Source organism: Dokdonella sp. (assembly GCF_035511235.1).
Taxonomy (GTDB): domain Bacteria; phylum Pseudomonadota; class Gammaproteobacteria; order Xanthomonadales; family Rhodanobacteraceae; genus Dokdonella.
Map to the genome: position 1 here is coordinate 165,697 of NZ_DATKFQ010000036.1, position 13,717 is coordinate 179,413.

The following is a 13,717-nucleotide window of genomic DNA, read 5'->3' on the forward strand; positions in this document are numbered from 1 at the left end:
GAGCGGTGCTCAGCCGGAAGCGCGCCGCCGCGGCGCCTTCCGGTCCGGCCGTGGCGCCGCGTCCTGCGCCGGCGCGGCGCCGCGCAGCCACGGCGGCGGCGAGAACACCGCGCGCAGGTGTTCGACCAGCAGCTGCACGCGGCGCGAGATGCGGCTGAGCGGCGGCAGGATCGCGACCAGCCAGAACTGCGGCAGCTCATAGCCGCTCAGCACGACCGCAAGCCGTCCGGCGCGGATATCCTCGCCGACGACGTGGGTCGGCAGCATCGTCAGGCCGCCGTCCTTGAGCGCGATCTGGCGCATGATCTGGCCGTTGCTGGTGCTGAACACCGGATTGACCGGCACGCTGATCTCGCCGGTGGGGCCGGTGAACAGCCAGACCTGCGCGCTCGGCAGGAACGAATAGTGCAGGCAGTCGTGGCGGACCAGGTCGCGCGGATGCTGCGGCGTGCCGCGCCGCGCCAGATACGCCGGGGAGGCGCAGATCACGCGCTCGATCGGGCACAGCGGTTCCTCGGTGAGGTCGCCGTTCGGAATCACGTAGGTCTGTTCGGCGATCAGCAGGTCCAGGCCCTCCTCGACCGGATCGACCGTACGGTCGTGCAGCACCAGGTCGAAGCGCACATCCGGATGCCGCGCGCGGAACTCGATCAGCGCCGGTCCGATGTAGTTGACGCCGATCGAGGTCGGCGCGCCGATCCGCACCAGGCCGGCGGTCTCGTCGCGGTGCCGCGCGATGTCGCGCTCGAGCTCGTCGAAGCGCTGCAGCAGCTCGACCGCGCGATGGAAATAGCGCGCGCCGTGGTCGCTGAGCGTCAGCTTGCGCGTGGTGCGCAGCAGCAGCTGCACGCCCAGGTCGTGCTCGAGCTCGGCGATGCGCTTGCTGACCACCGACGGCGTCACGCCGAGCACGCGGCCGGCCCGCGCGAAACTGTTCTGCTTGACCACGGTCACGAACGTACGGATCTGATCGAGACTCGCCATGCCACTCCTCCTCGGACCCGCTCATGGTGGCACGGAACGGCAGCGGACGCCGCCCGGCTCCTGCGCGGTGCGGCGCCGGAACGCCGCCAGCGGGCGCCTGGCGCAGCCCGATCACGGGCCGGCAGGCGCGCCGTCTCCGGCCGCATCGGTGTTGCCGCCGCCGGCAGCGCGCGCGCCCGGATCGGCGCGAAATCGCAAGGCGCGCAGCGTCAGGCGCTGCGCTCGGCCGTGTGCCGCGGCCGCAACCACCACACCAGAGCGCCGGCCAGCGACAACGCGCCGGCCGCCAGCGCCAGCTTCAGAATGCTGTCCGACAGCAGCGCCGACAGCGCGCCGGCGATCAGCGCGCTGAGCAGCAGGTTGACGAAGGCCTGCATCGACGAGGCCGCGCCGCGGTGCTGCGGATAGCGGTCGAGCAGCAGCAGCGCCAGCGTCGGGAAGTTCAGCGCGACGCCGACGCCCTGCAGCGCGATCGGCAGGACCGACCACGGCAGCATCGGCCGCGGCAGCAGCCAGGCGAACGCGATGTTGACGGTCGAGGCGGCCAGCATGATCGCGAAGCCGAGCCGCACCGTCGCCGGCGGCGACAGCCGCCCGGCCAGGCGGCCCGACAGCAGCGAGCCGGTCATCATGCCGCCGATCGCCGGCACGAACAGCCACGCGAAGCTCTGCTGGTCCAGACCCAGCAGGCCGAGCACGAACGCCGGCGCCGAGGCGATGTAGACGAACAGCGCGCCGAAGCCGAGCGTGCCCGACAGCGCCAGCGGCACGAACATGCGGTCGGTCAGGATCATCCGGTACGAGCGCACCAGCTCGCCCGTCGACAGCGGCGTGCGCCGCTCGCGCGGATGCGTCTCCGGCAGCCAGGCCAGACAGACGAACCACAGCACCAGCGAGAAGCCGGCCAGCAGCCAGAAGATCATCGGCCAGCGCGCGAACGCGATGACCCAGCCGCCGACGATCGGCGCGATCGCCGGCGCGATGCCGAAGATCATCGAGATCGAGGCCATCAGGCGCTGCGCATCGGCGCCGTCGAAGCAGTCGCGCACGATCGCCCGGCCGACGATCATGCCGGCACCGGCCGACACGCCCTGCAGCGCGCGGAACGCCAGCAGACTTTCGATCGATCCGGCCAGCGCGCAGCCGACCGAGGCCAGCGTGAACACGGCGACGCCGGCCAGGATCACCGAGCGCCGGCCGAGCGCGTCCGACAGCGGCCCGTGCGCCAGCGACATCAGCGCGTAGGCGATCAGATAGACGCTGATCGTCTGCTGCATCGCGATCGGGCCGGCGCCGAGATCGGCGGCCACGGCCGGGAACGCCGGAAACAGCGTGTCGATCGAGAACGGACCGAACATCGCCAGTGCCGCGAGCAGCGGAGCCAGACGACGCCGGCGGGGCAACTGGGACACGACGCACCGGGGGGAGGAAGGCAGCCGCTCATGATGCCACCGCGGCGGCCGCCGCGTCAGATGCTTCGTTCAGCTCGGTACCGCGGCAGGCGCGGCGGCACGCGGGCGCGACACGCTCTAAGATCGGCGCCGGGGCATCTGCACGGCAGACCCGAACGCAGGTCCGGCACCGGAGGCCGCATGATCGATTCCGCCGATTCAACCTCGGCCGCACCCGCGCAGGACGCCGATGCGCTGTTCGCGCAGGTCTACGACCGCCTCAAGGCACTGGCCGGTGCGCGGCTGCAGCGCGCCGGACCGCACGAGTCGCTCGACGCCACCGCGCTCGTACACGAGCTCTACCTGCGCTTCGGCCGGCATGGCGAGGCGCGCTTCGAGCATCCGGCGCAGTTCTTCGCGTACGCGGCCAAGGCGATGCGCCATCTGCTCGGCGACCGCGCGCGCGACCGGCTGCGGCTGCGCGCCGGCGGCGACTGGCAGCGCATCACGCTGACCGGCAGCGGGACCGAGCTGGCCCTGCAGAGCGCCGAGGAAGCGATGGCGCTGGAACAGGCGCTGCAGAAGCTCGAGGCCCTCGATGCGCGCGCCGCACGCGTGGTGGAGCTGCGCTATTTCGCCGGCCTGACCCTCGAGCAGACCGCCGAGCTGCTCGCGCTCGCGCGCCGCACCGTCGACCGCGACTGGCGCTTCGCGCGGGCGTTCCTGCAGGCCGAGATCGGCTGATGTCGCAAGGCCGCACCGGACGGCGTTGACGCCGACACCCTCCTGCCGAGTCCGCCGATGACACCGCATACCCTGCGCGACTGGTTCGAACGGGCGATCGAACAGGCCGATCCGGCCGCCTGGCTGCTCGACCACTGTCCCGACCCCGCGCTGCGCGCCCAGGTCGGGCGCCTGCTCGACGCCGACGCGGCCGGTGCCGAACCGGCCACCGGCGGTGCTGTGCGGCTGGCCGAGGAGATCGGCGCGGCGGAGCCGTCCGCACCGGCGCCCGGCCTGCAGGTCGGCCCGTACGTGCTCGAGTCGCTGCTCGGCGAGGGCGGCTTCGCGCGCGTGTACGCAGCCTGGCGCGACCATGCCGGCACGCGCCGCGAGGTCGCGCTGAAGCTGCCGTTCCGCAGCGTGCATTCGCACGAGGCGCAGCAGCAGTACCAGCGCGAAGTGCGCGCGCTGGCGGCGCTCGAGCATCCGAACATCGCCCATCTGATCGACGCCGGCATCGGCGCCGGCGGGCAGCCCTGGATCGCGCTGGAACGCGTGCGCGGCGCCTCGATCCTCGACCATGCGCGCGAGGCGCGGCTCGATCTCGCCGCGCGGCTGCGCCTGATGGTGCAGGTCTGCCGCGCGGTCGACGCCGCGCATCGCAGCCTGATCGTGCACCGCGACCTCAAGCCGTCGAACGTGCTGGTCTCGACCGCCGGACAGGTCAAGCTGCTCGACTTCGGCATCGCCAAGCTGCTGCAGCCCGAGGACGACGCCGGCCACACGGCCGCACCGGCGTTCACGCCGGCCTATGCCGCGCCCGAGCAGCGTCAGGGCGGCGCGGTCACGACCGCGACCGACGTCTACGCGCTCGGCGTGCTGCTCGGCGAGCTGGTCACCGGCGAACGCGTCAACGACGGCAGCGGCCGCACGCCGTCGAGCCGTCTCGGCGAGGCGCGCGGCGAAGCGCGGCCGCAGGCGCTGCCGCCGGTCGCGCGTCGCAAGGTCCGCGGCGATCTCGACGCGATCGTCATGAAGGCGATCGACGCCGATCCGGCGCAGCGCTACGCGTCGGCGGGCGCGCTCGCCGACGATCTCGAGCGCCTGCTCGACGGCCATCCGGTGCACGCTTGCGCGCCGACGCGCTGGTATCGCACGCGCAAGTTCGTCACGCGCCACAAGGGCGGCGTCGCGGTGACGATGGCGTTCCTCCTGGCGGTGTTCGCGGCGCTCGCGCTGGCGGTCTGGCAGGCCGGGATCGCGCGCGCCGAGGCCGAGCGCGCGACCCAGCAGACGCGCCGCGCGACCGCCACGCGCGATTTCCTGGTGTCGGTGTTCGAGGCGGCCGGGCCGGACCTGCCGCGCGAGCACCGGCCGAGCCTCGAGGATCTCGTCGACGATGCCGGCGCGCGTGCACTGCGCGACACTGCACTGACCGACGATGTCCGCGCCGATCTGCTGCTGTCGCTGGCCAAGGTCAGCGGCGCACTCGGCGACTACGAGCGCGAACACGCCCTGCTCGACCGCGCCGAGGCCGATCTCGCCCGCCTGTATGCGCCCGACAGCGAACCGTGGCTGCGCGCGCGCGTGCTGCGCGCCGGCGCATGGCGCGGCCAGGCGCGGCCCGAGGCGGCGCTGGCCGTGCTCGAGCCGCTGCACGCGCGCTTCGCCGCGTATGGCGGCCTCGGCGTCGATGCGCAGATCGCGCTGGCGCAGGCGCTGGCCGACGTCGGCCGTGGCGAGGAATCCACCACTGCATTCGAGACGGCACGCCGGCTCGCCGCGCAGCTGCCCGAACGCGCCGGCGAACGGACGCTGCGGGTGGACCTGCTGCGCAGCAGCGGCCTGATCGACGCGCAGCGCTTTTCCGAGGGACTGGCGATCGCCGATCGCGCGCTGGCCGACTGGAAGACCAGCGGCCGGCCGCCCGACCGCGACGTGCTGCAGCTGCTGTCGGCGCTCGGCAATGCCGCCTCGATCGGCGGCGACGCGGCGCGCGCCGAGGCCAGCTACCGCGAGGCGATCGTGCTGGCCGAACAGCTCTATGCGCGCCCGCACCCGGACACCGCCTGGGCGGTCGGCATCTACGGCAGCTTCCTGGTCGCGCAAGCCCGTTATGCCGAGGCCGAGCCGTTCATCGAACGCGCGCTGTCGATGCGCCGCGCCCTGCTCGGCGAGGCCCATCCGGAGACGCTCGACGCCCTGGCCGCGTTGGGCCGCCTGCGCGCCGGCCAGAGCCGGCGCGAGGAGGCGCTGGCCGCTTTCGAGCAGGGCGTCACGCTATGCGAGCGCGAACGCGTGCGCCAGCCGGTCTGCCCGCGGCTGCTCGGCTCGGTCTCGCAGATGCAGGCGATCGCGGGCCGCTCCGATCAGGCGCTGGCTACGGCCGCGCGCGCGGTCGCCGCGCAGCGCGAGCTCGGCGGGCCGGACAATCCGCAGCTGCTGGCGCCGCTGGGCTTCCTCGCACGCGCGCAGGTCAAGCACGGCGACTATGCCGCGGCGCTCGGCACCACCGACGAACTCGCGCGGATCGCCGCGGCGACCGGCAACGAGGACGGCAGGGAGCCGCACTATGCGCGGTTCCAGCGCGCGCTGGCGCTGTTCGCGCTCGGCCGCAACGATGAAACCCTGCCGCTGATCGGCGCGGTGATCGCCGCGCAGAAGCAGCGCACGCCGAACGAACGTCGGCCGTTGTTCTCGATGCTGCTGCTGCAAGCGCGCGCGCTGGCCCGTGCCGGCCAGCGCGACGAGGCGCGCGCGGCGGCGCGCGAGGCGCTGGCGATCGAGCCCAAGCCCGCGCCGCTCGACCCCGCGCTGCTGGCGAATCTGCAGCATCTGGCGCGCGAGGGCCGCGAGCACTGAGGCACGCGCACCGATCCGCCCGGCCGTGTCGCAGAACGCGCGCCGACGGCGTTCTACCGGACGACGCCCGTTTCGCGTCTTCGGAGATTCGCCATGACTGGGTCCGCCACGCTCGCCGTCCGCATCACCCGCGCCGCGCTCTGCCTCGCCGCGCTCGCACCGTTCGCCTCGTCGCAGGCCGCCGTCTTTCGCGTCGGCGGATCGGCCTCGGGCTGTACGCATACCACGATCCAGGCCGCGGTCGACGCGGCCCAGAACAGCGCCGGCGCCGACGTGATCCGCGTCGCGCGCGATGCCGCCTACACCGCCCAGCAGGTCATGATCTCGACCAGCCAGGAGCTCGAGATCGCCGGCGGCTACGACAGCTGCGGCGCGGATGCGGCCAGCGGCACGACCGTGCTCGACGGCAGCGGCGGCGGCGGCTATCCGGTGCTGCGCCTGTACGGCGATACCGGCGCGCTGGTGCGCCTGCGCGGCCTGGCGCTGACCGGCGGCGACAACCCCGATTCCGATCACGGCGGCGGCATCCTGTTCGTCGGCCGCGGCCGGCTGGAGCTGCACAACGTCTCGGTGCGGCAGAACCGCGCCGGCTACGGCGCCGGCATCTACGTCGGCGGCGAGGACTCCGGCGAAGCGCGGCTCGTGTTCGGCCGCGACGTCATCGTCAACAACAACATCGCCGCGCACAGCGGCGGCGGCGTCTACATCGAGAAGGCCCGCTTCGACATGCTCGAGCCGGACAGCGTGATCGCGTTCAACGAGGCGCTCGGCAACGGCGGCGGCGGCTACGGCGGCGGCCTGATCCTGCTGGCCAAGCAGAACGCGGCCTATGCGCGCATCGGCAGCGGCACGCCCGGACTGGGCGCGATCTACGGCAACCGCGCGGTGCACGGCGGCGGCGTGGCCGTGTTCGGCGAGGATCCGGGCGGCGTGACGACCAGTACCAGCATGATCGCCCAGCTGCAGATGTACTCGACCGTGGCCGGCACGCCGGCCGCGATCCGCCAGAACGTCGCGACCCAGAACGGCGGCGCGATCTATCTGCGGCCATACGCGGACCTCGACGACACCATCGACGCCGAGGCCTGGCTCTGGAACGTCGATCTGGACGGCAACATCGCGGCCAAGGGCGCGGCCGTCTACGGCGCCTCGTACAACTCCGCATTCGGCAGCCCGATCGGCAGCAGCATCCACTTCAACGACACCTGGGACGCGATCGGCTGGCCCGGCGCCGCGGTGTGCTCGCCCGGCGCGTACTGCGGCAGTGTCCGCGGCAACGTCTCGCAGAACGGCGCCGCCCAGCCGACCGACGGCGCGACGTTCCACCTCGAGCAGGAGAACGTCACGCTGTGGATCGGCTACACCGGCGAGGACATGAGTACCGTGCGCGGTGGCGTCGCGATCGAAGGCAACCGCGGCGGCCATCTGATCGAGGCCGGCGGCGACACCCAGATTCGCCTGCACAACGTGCTGGTCGCCGACAACGAGAGCAGCGGCGTCCTGATCCGGAAAGGCGACGGCGGAGTCGTGTGGCTGAAGGACGTCACGCTGGCCGGCAACGCGATCGGTGCCGCGCAGGTGATCACGCAGGGGGATGGCTCGTTCGACCTGACCCGCTCGATCCTGTGGCAGCCCGGCAAGACCCTGCTGCAATGCAGCGGCTGCGACAAGACGTTCGAGTCCTCGATCGTCAGCGAGCGCGACTCGCTCGACGGCGGCAACACGCCCGAGCTGGTCGCACAGGATCCGCGCTTCCTCGATCCGGAGCACGGCGATTACCGGCCGGCCGCCGCGTCGCCGGCAGTCGATCACGCATCCGCCGTCGCCGGTAACGACCGTGACCTGCTCGCCCAGGCGCGCGACGTGGACATCGCCTGCCGAGCCGACTTCCGCGGTCGCCGCGACATCGGCGCTTACGAACGGCAGCAGCTGCTGCCGCTGGCGCTCAATGCCGGCTTCGACGAGGACCTGCGCCTGTGGTCAGCCAATAACACGAGTTGGGACGGCACGCGCGACGCGGCCGGCTCGGCCGACTCGGGCTCCGCGCACGTCACGCTGACCGCGCCGCAGAACGTGACGCGCGCGTTCGGTGCCAGCCAGTGCATCCCGCTGCCGGGTCCGGGCCGCTACACGCTCAACGGCTTCGGCCGCGGCTCCGGCGGCGTCCTCGTCAACGCCGACTACGCCGGCCTGTACTGGGAGCTGCGCCATGACGGCGGCGAGTCCTGCAGCGGCGGCACGCCGGACGCCTCGGGCCATCTCTCGCTGGGGCGCTCGAGCAGCTTCAGCCAGCCCGGCATCCCGGCGACGATCGAGCTCGGCGAGACGCAGGCGACCTATCGCAGCTCGCTGCTGCTGGTGCTGACGGCGAGCGAAGGCAATGCCGTCGTCGGCGGCGAGCACACGATGAGCGCCTGGATCGACGCGATCTCGCTGACGCTGGAGTGCCAGGATCCGTCCGACCGGATCTTCCGCGACGATTTCGAACTGCCCTGAGCGTCGCCCCGGATCCGCCGCGCCGCTGAGCGGACTCGGGGACCGGCGCCGCCAGCCGGCGGTGACGTTACGGCTTGACGCCGCCGCCGGCCGCGCCGACGCGGCGGCGCACCGCATCGATGTCGCGCACCGGGCGCACCTCGACGCAGCCGGTACGCGCCCACGGGAACGTCGCGGCGATCTTGACCGCCTCGTCGTAGTCGGCGGCCTCGATCAGATTGAAGCCGCCGAGGTATTCCTTGGTCTCGGCGAACGGGCCGTCCAGCACGGTCAGCTTGCCGCCGCGGATCCGCACCGCCTTGGCGGCCGCCGGCGGCTCGAGCTGCTGCGACTCGAGCAGATGGCCTTCCTCGCGCAGCTCGTCGGCATGCGCCAGGCAGCTGCGCATCATCGCGTCGGCCTCCCCGTCCGGCAGCGCCTCGAGCAGGGCGTCCTCGTTGTAGATCAGCAGCAGGAATTGCATGGCCGGCTCCGCGGTGCGAAAGGCCGACACCAGTACCGGCGACGCCGGCCGCCGTCAAGGCGAAAATTCTTTTCGCGCCGATGTCGATCCGGCGCGCACCGGTTCGTCGTCCGATCATCCACCACCGGCGCACCCGCGCCGACCCGACCGGAGACTGCGATGCAACTCAATGCCTATCTGAACTTCGACGGCTGCTGCGCCGAAGCCTTCGCGCTGTACGCGCGCGTACTGAACGGCAAGCTCGACCTCGTGCAGGCCACGCCCGGCTCGCCGATGGCCGAACACGTGCCGCCGGACTGGGGCGACCGCGTGCTGCACGTGTGCCTGACCGCCGGCGACGCGGTGCTGATGGGCTCGGACTGTCCGCCCGGCCAGTTCCAGCCGGCGCAGGGCCTGCAGGTCAACATCGGCGTCGACGACGTCGCCGAGGCCGAACGCATCTTCGGCGCGCTCTCGGACGGCGCGAAGATCGTGATGCCGCTGGCCGAGACGTTCTGGGCGCAGCGCTTCGGCATGCTGGTCGACCGCTACGGCACGCCGTGGATGGTCAACTGCCTCAAGCCCTGCGACGACGCCAGCGCCTGATCGCGCCGCCCGCTCCGCTCATCCCCCACTTGCCGCCACGGAGTCGTTTCACATGGCCAAGCAGATCTTCGTCAATCTGCCCGTCAAGGACCTCGACCGCTCGGTCGCGTTCTTCACGGCGCTCGGATTCACGTTCAACCCGATGTTCACCGACGAGAACGCCACCTGCATGATCGTCGCCGAGAACATCTGCGTGATGCTCCTGATCGAGCCGTTCTTCAGGACCTTCACGCCCAAGCCGCTGTGCGACGCGCATGCGCAGACCGAAGTGCTGGTCTGCCTCGGCGTCGAGAGCCGCGCCGAGGTCGACGCGCTGGTCGCCAAGGCGCTCGCCGCCGGCGGCCAGACGCCGAACCCGGCCAAGGACTACGGCTTCATGTACCAGCACGGCTTCGAGGATCCCGACGGCCACCTCTGGGAGCTCGCCTACATGGACATGGCGGCGTTCCCGGGCGCCGGCGCAACGGCGGAGGGCTGAGCGATGCGCTTCATGCTGCTGATGATTCCGAAGGGCTACGAGAACGCCGCGCCGGGGACGATGCCCGAAGCCGACGCCGTGGCGGCGATGATGAAGTACAACGAGGCGCTGCAGAACGCCGGCGTGCTGCTGGCGCTGGACGGCCTGCACCCGCCGTCGGCGGGCGCGCGCGTGCACTTCGCCGGCGGCAAGCCGCGCGTGACCGACGGACCGTTCGCCGAGGCCAAGGAAGTGCTCGGCGGCTACTGGATGATCGACGTGAAGTCGCGCGAGGAGGCGATCGCCTGGGCGATGCGCTGCCCGGCCTCGGACAACGAGATCATCGAGATCCGCCAGGTGCAGGAGATGGCCGACTTCCCCGAGGACGTGCAGCGGGCGGCGGCCGGCTTCGAGCAAATGCAGCGCCGCGCCCGCGGCGAGTGAGATGAACGCGGCGCGCCGGCGACCGGTCGCACGCTGCGGCGCATCAGCGGCGAGCGCGCTCCGGCGCTTGCGCACGATGGACGGGAATGGTCTGATCGGCCGCCATGACGGCGGCCGACATCCAGCGCACGATCGGCGCGGTCTGGCGCATCGAGTCCCCGCGGCTGATCGCCGGTCTGATGCGCCTGGTACGCGACATCGGCATCGCCGAGGAATGCGCCCAGGACGCGCTGGTCGCCGCGCTCGAACACTGGCCCGGCAGCGGCGTGCCGGACAATCCCGGCGCCTGGCTGATGGCCGCCGCCAAGCGCCGCGCGATCGACCGCCTGCGCCGCGAGCAGCTGCTGATGCGCAAGCACGACGCTCTCGTCCACGCGCTCGAGGAGACGCTCGAACAGGCCTCGTTCGGCGCCGAGGCCTCGCTCGACGATCCGTTCGGCGACGATCTGCTGCGCCTGGTCTTCGTCGCCTGCCATCCGGTGCTGTCGACCGAGGCGCGCGTCGCGCTGACGCTGCGCCTGCTCGGCGGCCTGACCACCGACGAGATCGCGCGCGCGTTCCTGGTGCCCGAGCCGACGATCGCGCAGCGCATCGTGCGTGCCAAGCGCAGCCTCGCCGACAAGGGCGTGCCGTTCGAGGTGCCCGGCGGCGACGCACTCGGCGAGCGCCTGGCCTCGGTGCTCGAGGTGCTGTACCTGATCTTCAACGAAGGCTACTCGGCGACCGCGGGCGAGGACTGGATGCGGCCGGCGCTGTGCGAGGACGCGATGCGCCTGGGCCGCGTGCTGGCCGGCCTGATGCCGCAGGAGCCGGAGGTGCACGGCCTGCTCGCGCTGATGGAGCTGCAGGCCTCGCGCGCGCAGGCGCGCACCGCCGCCGACGGCACGCCGGTGCTGCTGCTCGAGCAGAACCGCGCACGCTGGGACCGGCTGCTGATCGGCCGCGGCCTGGCCGGCCTGGCGCGGGCCGAACGGCTCGGCGGCGCGCAGGGCCCGTACGCGCTGCAGGCCGCGATCGCCGCCTGCCATGCGCGCGCGGCCACCGCCGAGGCGACCGACTGGCCGCGCATCGCCGCGTTGTACGCCGAGCTCGCGCGCGTCGTGCCCTCGCCGGTGATCGAGCTCAACCGCGCCGTCGCCGTCGCGATGGCGGCCGGGCCGCAGGCCGGCCTCGACATCGCCGACGCGCTGCTCGATGCGCCCGCGCTCGCCCACTACCACCTGCTGCCGGCAGTGCGCGGCGACCTGCTGTCCAAGCTCGGCCGCGGCGCCGAGGCGCGCGACGCGTTCGAGCGGGCGGCGGCGCTGACGCGCAATGCGCGCGAGCGCGACCTGCTGCTGCAGCGCGCGCGCGACTGCGCGTAGCGGACGTCGGGACCGGGCATCGCCCGAGGCTCGCTCGCCATGCGGCGCCCCGCGCGACGAGGCCGCGAGCGGGACCGGATCGAAGCGCCGCCCATGCCCGCACGCCGGACCTGGATCCGGCCGCCGTCTGTCGACGGACGCGCCTGAAAGCCGGATGTGCCGCGCGGTGTTACGCCGCAGCGCGCCTACTGCGGGCGGGCCGGCGCGACCGGCGCGCGGCCTGCATCGCCCGACGACGAGGGCGCCGCGCCGGCCGGAAAGCGTATCCCGGTCAGCCGCTCCGACTCGGCCCAGAGCCGCGCGGCAGCGGTCCGGTCCAGCGCCTGCACCGGCGTCCGCGCCGGCGCCGGCCGGCCGCGGCTTTCGCCGAGCGCGTGCGGACCGTAATAGGCGCCGCCGCTCGCCTGCGGCGCCGCCGCGGCGTAGACGATCGGCAAGGCGCCCTGCGCGGCCGGCTGGAACAGGAACCACAGGAACCGGCGCGCCATGCCGGCACCGCTCCAGGCGCCGGCGCCGTTCGGCAGCAGATCGGTGCGCGAGATGCCCGGATGCGCGGCGAGGCTGTCGATGCCCCAGCCGGCCGCCTCGCTGCGGCGCTGCAGTTCGAGCGCGAACATCAGGCAGGCCAGCTTGGACTGGCCGTACGCGGCGAACGGCGCATAGCGGCGTTCGCACTGCAGGTCGTCGAAGTCGATCGCACCCTGGCGTGCGGCGATGCTCGAGACGCCGACGACGCGCGGCGCGACGCCGTTGCGCAGCAGCGGCAGCAGCTGCGCGGTCAGCGCGAAATGACCCAGATGATTGGTGCCGAACTGCAGTTCGAAGCCATCCGCCGTGGTCCGCCGTTGCGGCGGCGCCATCACGCCGGCGTTGTTGACCAGCAGGTCGAGCCGATCGCGGGAATCGCGCAGCCGATCGGCGAATGCCTCGACCGAATCGAGGCTGGCCAGGTCGACCTCGCCGAACGTGACGCGCGCGCCCGGCGCGGCGCGCCGGATGCGCTCCGCGGCCGCAGCGCCCCTGGCCGCGTTGCGGCCGGCCAGGATGACCTCGGCACCGGCCTGGGCCAGGGCCGCGGCCACCTCGAATCCGAGTCCGCCGGTGCCGGTGACGACCGCGCTGCGGCCACGCTGCGACGGCAGATCGGCCAGGGTCCAAATGCTCATGTGCTTGCCTCGGTCGAGAACGGGACGATAAGGTGGGTACATCGATTTATGCACTCAGTGCAATATTTAATGCACCGAGTGCAATCCTGCAATAGGCCATCCGACATGTCCGAACACGCGCGCCTGGAGCGCAGCGGCGACCGCGAGGGTTTGCGCGAGCGCAAGCGCCGCGAGACGCGGCGGCGCATCGCCGAGTCCGGCCTGCGCCTGTTCCTGACCCACGGTTACGACGGCACGACGCTCGACGCGATCGCGTCCGCCGCCGGCATCTCGCGACGCGGCTTCTTTTCGTACTTCAAGTCCAAGGACGACATCGTCCTTTTCTGGCTCGAGGACAGCTGGGTCGGGATCTATGCCGATCTGCTGAAGACCTCGCCCGACCTCAGGCCGCTCGAGGCGGTACGCGACATTCTGGTCGCGAAGGTCGAGCGCTACACCGGGGAGGAGATGGACTCGCTCGACGCGCTGATGCGCTCGAGCCCCACGCTGCAGGCCCGCAAGCAGGCGTTCTACGTCGAGCGCGAACAGGCGCTGTTCGAGACGCTCTGCGAGGTCTGGCGCCAGCCCGAGCGGCGCATGGCGCTGCGCATGATCGCGATGGTCGCGATCGGCGCGTCGCGGCTGGCGACCCAGACCTGGCAGGCGCAGGCGGCACCGCGCACACCGATCGCGCAGCATCTGCACGAGGCGTTCGACGCGCTCGCGCGCGAGCTCTGAGCTGGCGCTCGTCGACCTGCGCCGGCCGCCGCATGGGGCGCGTCGCGATGCCGCTGCCGTCCGCG

The 13,717-nt window shown here is 72.5% G+C and carries 12 protein-coding genes; 8 read left to right on the forward strand and 4 right to left on the reverse strand.

What is annotated here, in order from left to right:
* Positions 1-9: 9 nt before the first annotated feature.
* A complete protein-coding gene (locus VMR06_RS15750) occupies positions 10-984 on the reverse strand; it encodes a LysR family transcriptional regulator (RefSeq protein WP_325378032.1) in 975 nt (324 codons plus the stop codon).
* Between the two features lie 209 nt (positions 985-1,193).
* A complete protein-coding gene (locus VMR06_RS15755) occupies positions 1,194-2,396 on the reverse strand; it encodes a multidrug effflux MFS transporter (protein ID WP_325378034.1) in 1,203 nt (400 codons plus the stop codon).
* Positions 2,397-2,576: 180 nt separating this feature from the next.
* On the opposite strand from VMR06_RS15755, the gene VMR06_RS15760 reads away from it, so the two are divergent.
* From VMR06_RS15760 to VMR06_RS15770, 3 genes are all read left to right on the forward strand, one after another.
* Positions 2,577-3,119 (forward strand): ECF-type sigma factor, encoded by a 543-nt coding sequence (locus VMR06_RS15760; protein WP_325378036.1) that lies wholly within the window; start codon positions 2,577-2,579, stop codon positions 3,117-3,119.
* Between the two features lie 57 nt (positions 3,120-3,176).
* The gene (locus VMR06_RS15765; RefSeq protein ID WP_325378038.1) at positions 3,177-5,960 is read left to right on the forward strand and encodes a serine/threonine-protein kinase; all 2,784 of its coding nucleotides are present in this window, start codon (positions 3,177-3,179) and stop codon (positions 5,958-5,960) included.
* Positions 5,961-6,053: 93 nt separating this feature from the next.
* Complete coding sequence (locus VMR06_RS15770; protein WP_325378040.1) at positions 6,054-8,456, forward strand: hypothetical protein; 2,403 nt, start codon at positions 6,054-6,056, stop codon at positions 8,454-8,456.
* Between the two features lie 67 nt (positions 8,457-8,523).
* Here VMR06_RS15770 and VMR06_RS15775 read toward each other — a convergent pair whose 3' ends face one another.
* Entirely contained in the window at positions 8,524-8,919 is a 396-nt protein-coding gene (locus tag VMR06_RS15775; RefSeq protein ID WP_325378042.1) for a YciI family protein, read from the reverse strand.
* A gap of 159 nt (positions 8,920-9,078) precedes the next feature.
* On the opposite strand from VMR06_RS15775, the gene VMR06_RS15780 reads away from it, so the two are divergent.
* The 4 genes from VMR06_RS15780 (at position 9,079) to VMR06_RS15795 (ending at position 11,769) form a co-directional block, all read left to right on the forward strand.
* On the forward strand, positions 9,079-9,504 hold the full coding sequence (locus VMR06_RS15780; protein ID WP_325378044.1) for a VOC family protein: 426 nt from the start codon (positions 9,079-9,081) through the stop codon (positions 9,502-9,504).
* 52 nt (positions 9,505-9,556) lie between these two features.
* Complete coding sequence (locus VMR06_RS15785; RefSeq protein WP_325378047.1) at positions 9,557-9,982, forward strand: VOC family protein; 426 nt, start codon at positions 9,557-9,559, stop codon at positions 9,980-9,982.
* A gap of 3 nt (positions 9,983-9,985) precedes the next feature.
* Positions 9,986-10,405: a YciI family protein gene (locus VMR06_RS15790; protein ID WP_325378049.1), complete on the forward strand. Its 420-nt coding sequence runs from the start codon at positions 9,986-9,988 to the stop codon at positions 10,403-10,405.
* A gap of 104 nt (positions 10,406-10,509) precedes the next feature.
* Positions 10,510-11,769: an RNA polymerase sigma factor gene (locus VMR06_RS15795; protein WP_325378051.1), complete on the forward strand. Its 1,260-nt coding sequence runs from the start codon at positions 10,510-10,512 to the stop codon at positions 11,767-11,769.
* Positions 11,770-11,954: 185 nt separating this feature from the next.
* Here VMR06_RS15795 and VMR06_RS15800 read toward each other — a convergent pair whose 3' ends face one another.
* Positions 11,955-12,935 carry an SDR family oxidoreductase gene (locus VMR06_RS15800; RefSeq protein WP_325378053.1) on the reverse strand — a complete coding sequence of 327 codons (981 nt, stop codon included), beginning with the start codon at positions 12,933-12,935 and terminating at the stop codon, positions 11,955-11,957.
* A gap of 105 nt (positions 12,936-13,040) precedes the next feature.
* Here VMR06_RS15800 and VMR06_RS15805 point away from each other — a divergent pair, with 105 nt between their 5' ends.
* Positions 13,041-13,652 (forward strand): helix-turn-helix domain-containing protein, encoded by a 612-nt coding sequence (locus VMR06_RS15805; protein WP_325378055.1) that lies wholly within the window; start codon positions 13,041-13,043, stop codon positions 13,650-13,652.
* Positions 13,653-13,717: the final 65 nt, after the last annotated feature.

What these genes read in the sequence shown, in the direction of transcription:
- VMR06_RS15790 (WP_325378049.1), top strand. Translation starts at nt 9,986, where the DNA reads ATGCGCTTCATGCTGCTGATGATTCCGAAGGGCTACGAGAACGCCGCG.
- VMR06_RS15800 (WP_325378053.1), bottom strand. Translation starts at nt 12,935, where the DNA reads ATGAGCATTTGGACCCTGGCCGATCTGCCGTCGCAGCGTGGCCGCAGC.
- VMR06_RS15770 (WP_325378040.1), top strand. Translation starts at nt 6,054, where the DNA reads ATGACTGGGTCCGCCACGCTCGCCGTCCGCATCACCCGCGCCGCGCTC.
- VMR06_RS15785 (WP_325378047.1), top strand. Translation starts at nt 9,557, where the DNA reads ATGGCCAAGCAGATCTTCGTCAATCTGCCCGTCAAGGACCTCGACCGC.
- VMR06_RS15795 (WP_325378051.1), top strand. Translation starts at nt 10,510, where the DNA reads ATGACGGCGGCCGACATCCAGCGCACGATCGGCGCGGTCTGGCGCATC.
- VMR06_RS15775 (WP_325378042.1), bottom strand. Translation starts at nt 8,919, where the DNA reads ATGCAATTCCTGCTGCTGATCTACAACGAGGACGCCCTGCTCGAGGCG.
- VMR06_RS15750 (WP_325378032.1), bottom strand. Translation starts at nt 984, where the DNA reads ATGGCGAGTCTCGATCAGATCCGTACGTTCGTGACCGTGGTCAAGCAG.
- VMR06_RS15760 (WP_325378036.1), top strand. Translation starts at nt 2,577, where the DNA reads ATGATCGATTCCGCCGATTCAACCTCGGCCGCACCCGCGCAGGACGCC.
- VMR06_RS15765 (WP_325378038.1), top strand. Translation starts at nt 3,177, where the DNA reads ATGACACCGCATACCCTGCGCGACTGGTTCGAACGGGCGATCGAACAG.
- VMR06_RS15780 (WP_325378044.1), top strand. Translation starts at nt 9,079, where the DNA reads ATGCAACTCAATGCCTATCTGAACTTCGACGGCTGCTGCGCCGAAGCC.
- VMR06_RS15805 (WP_325378055.1), top strand. Translation starts at nt 13,041, where the DNA reads ATGTCCGAACACGCGCGCCTGGAGCGCAGCGGCGACCGCGAGGGTTTG.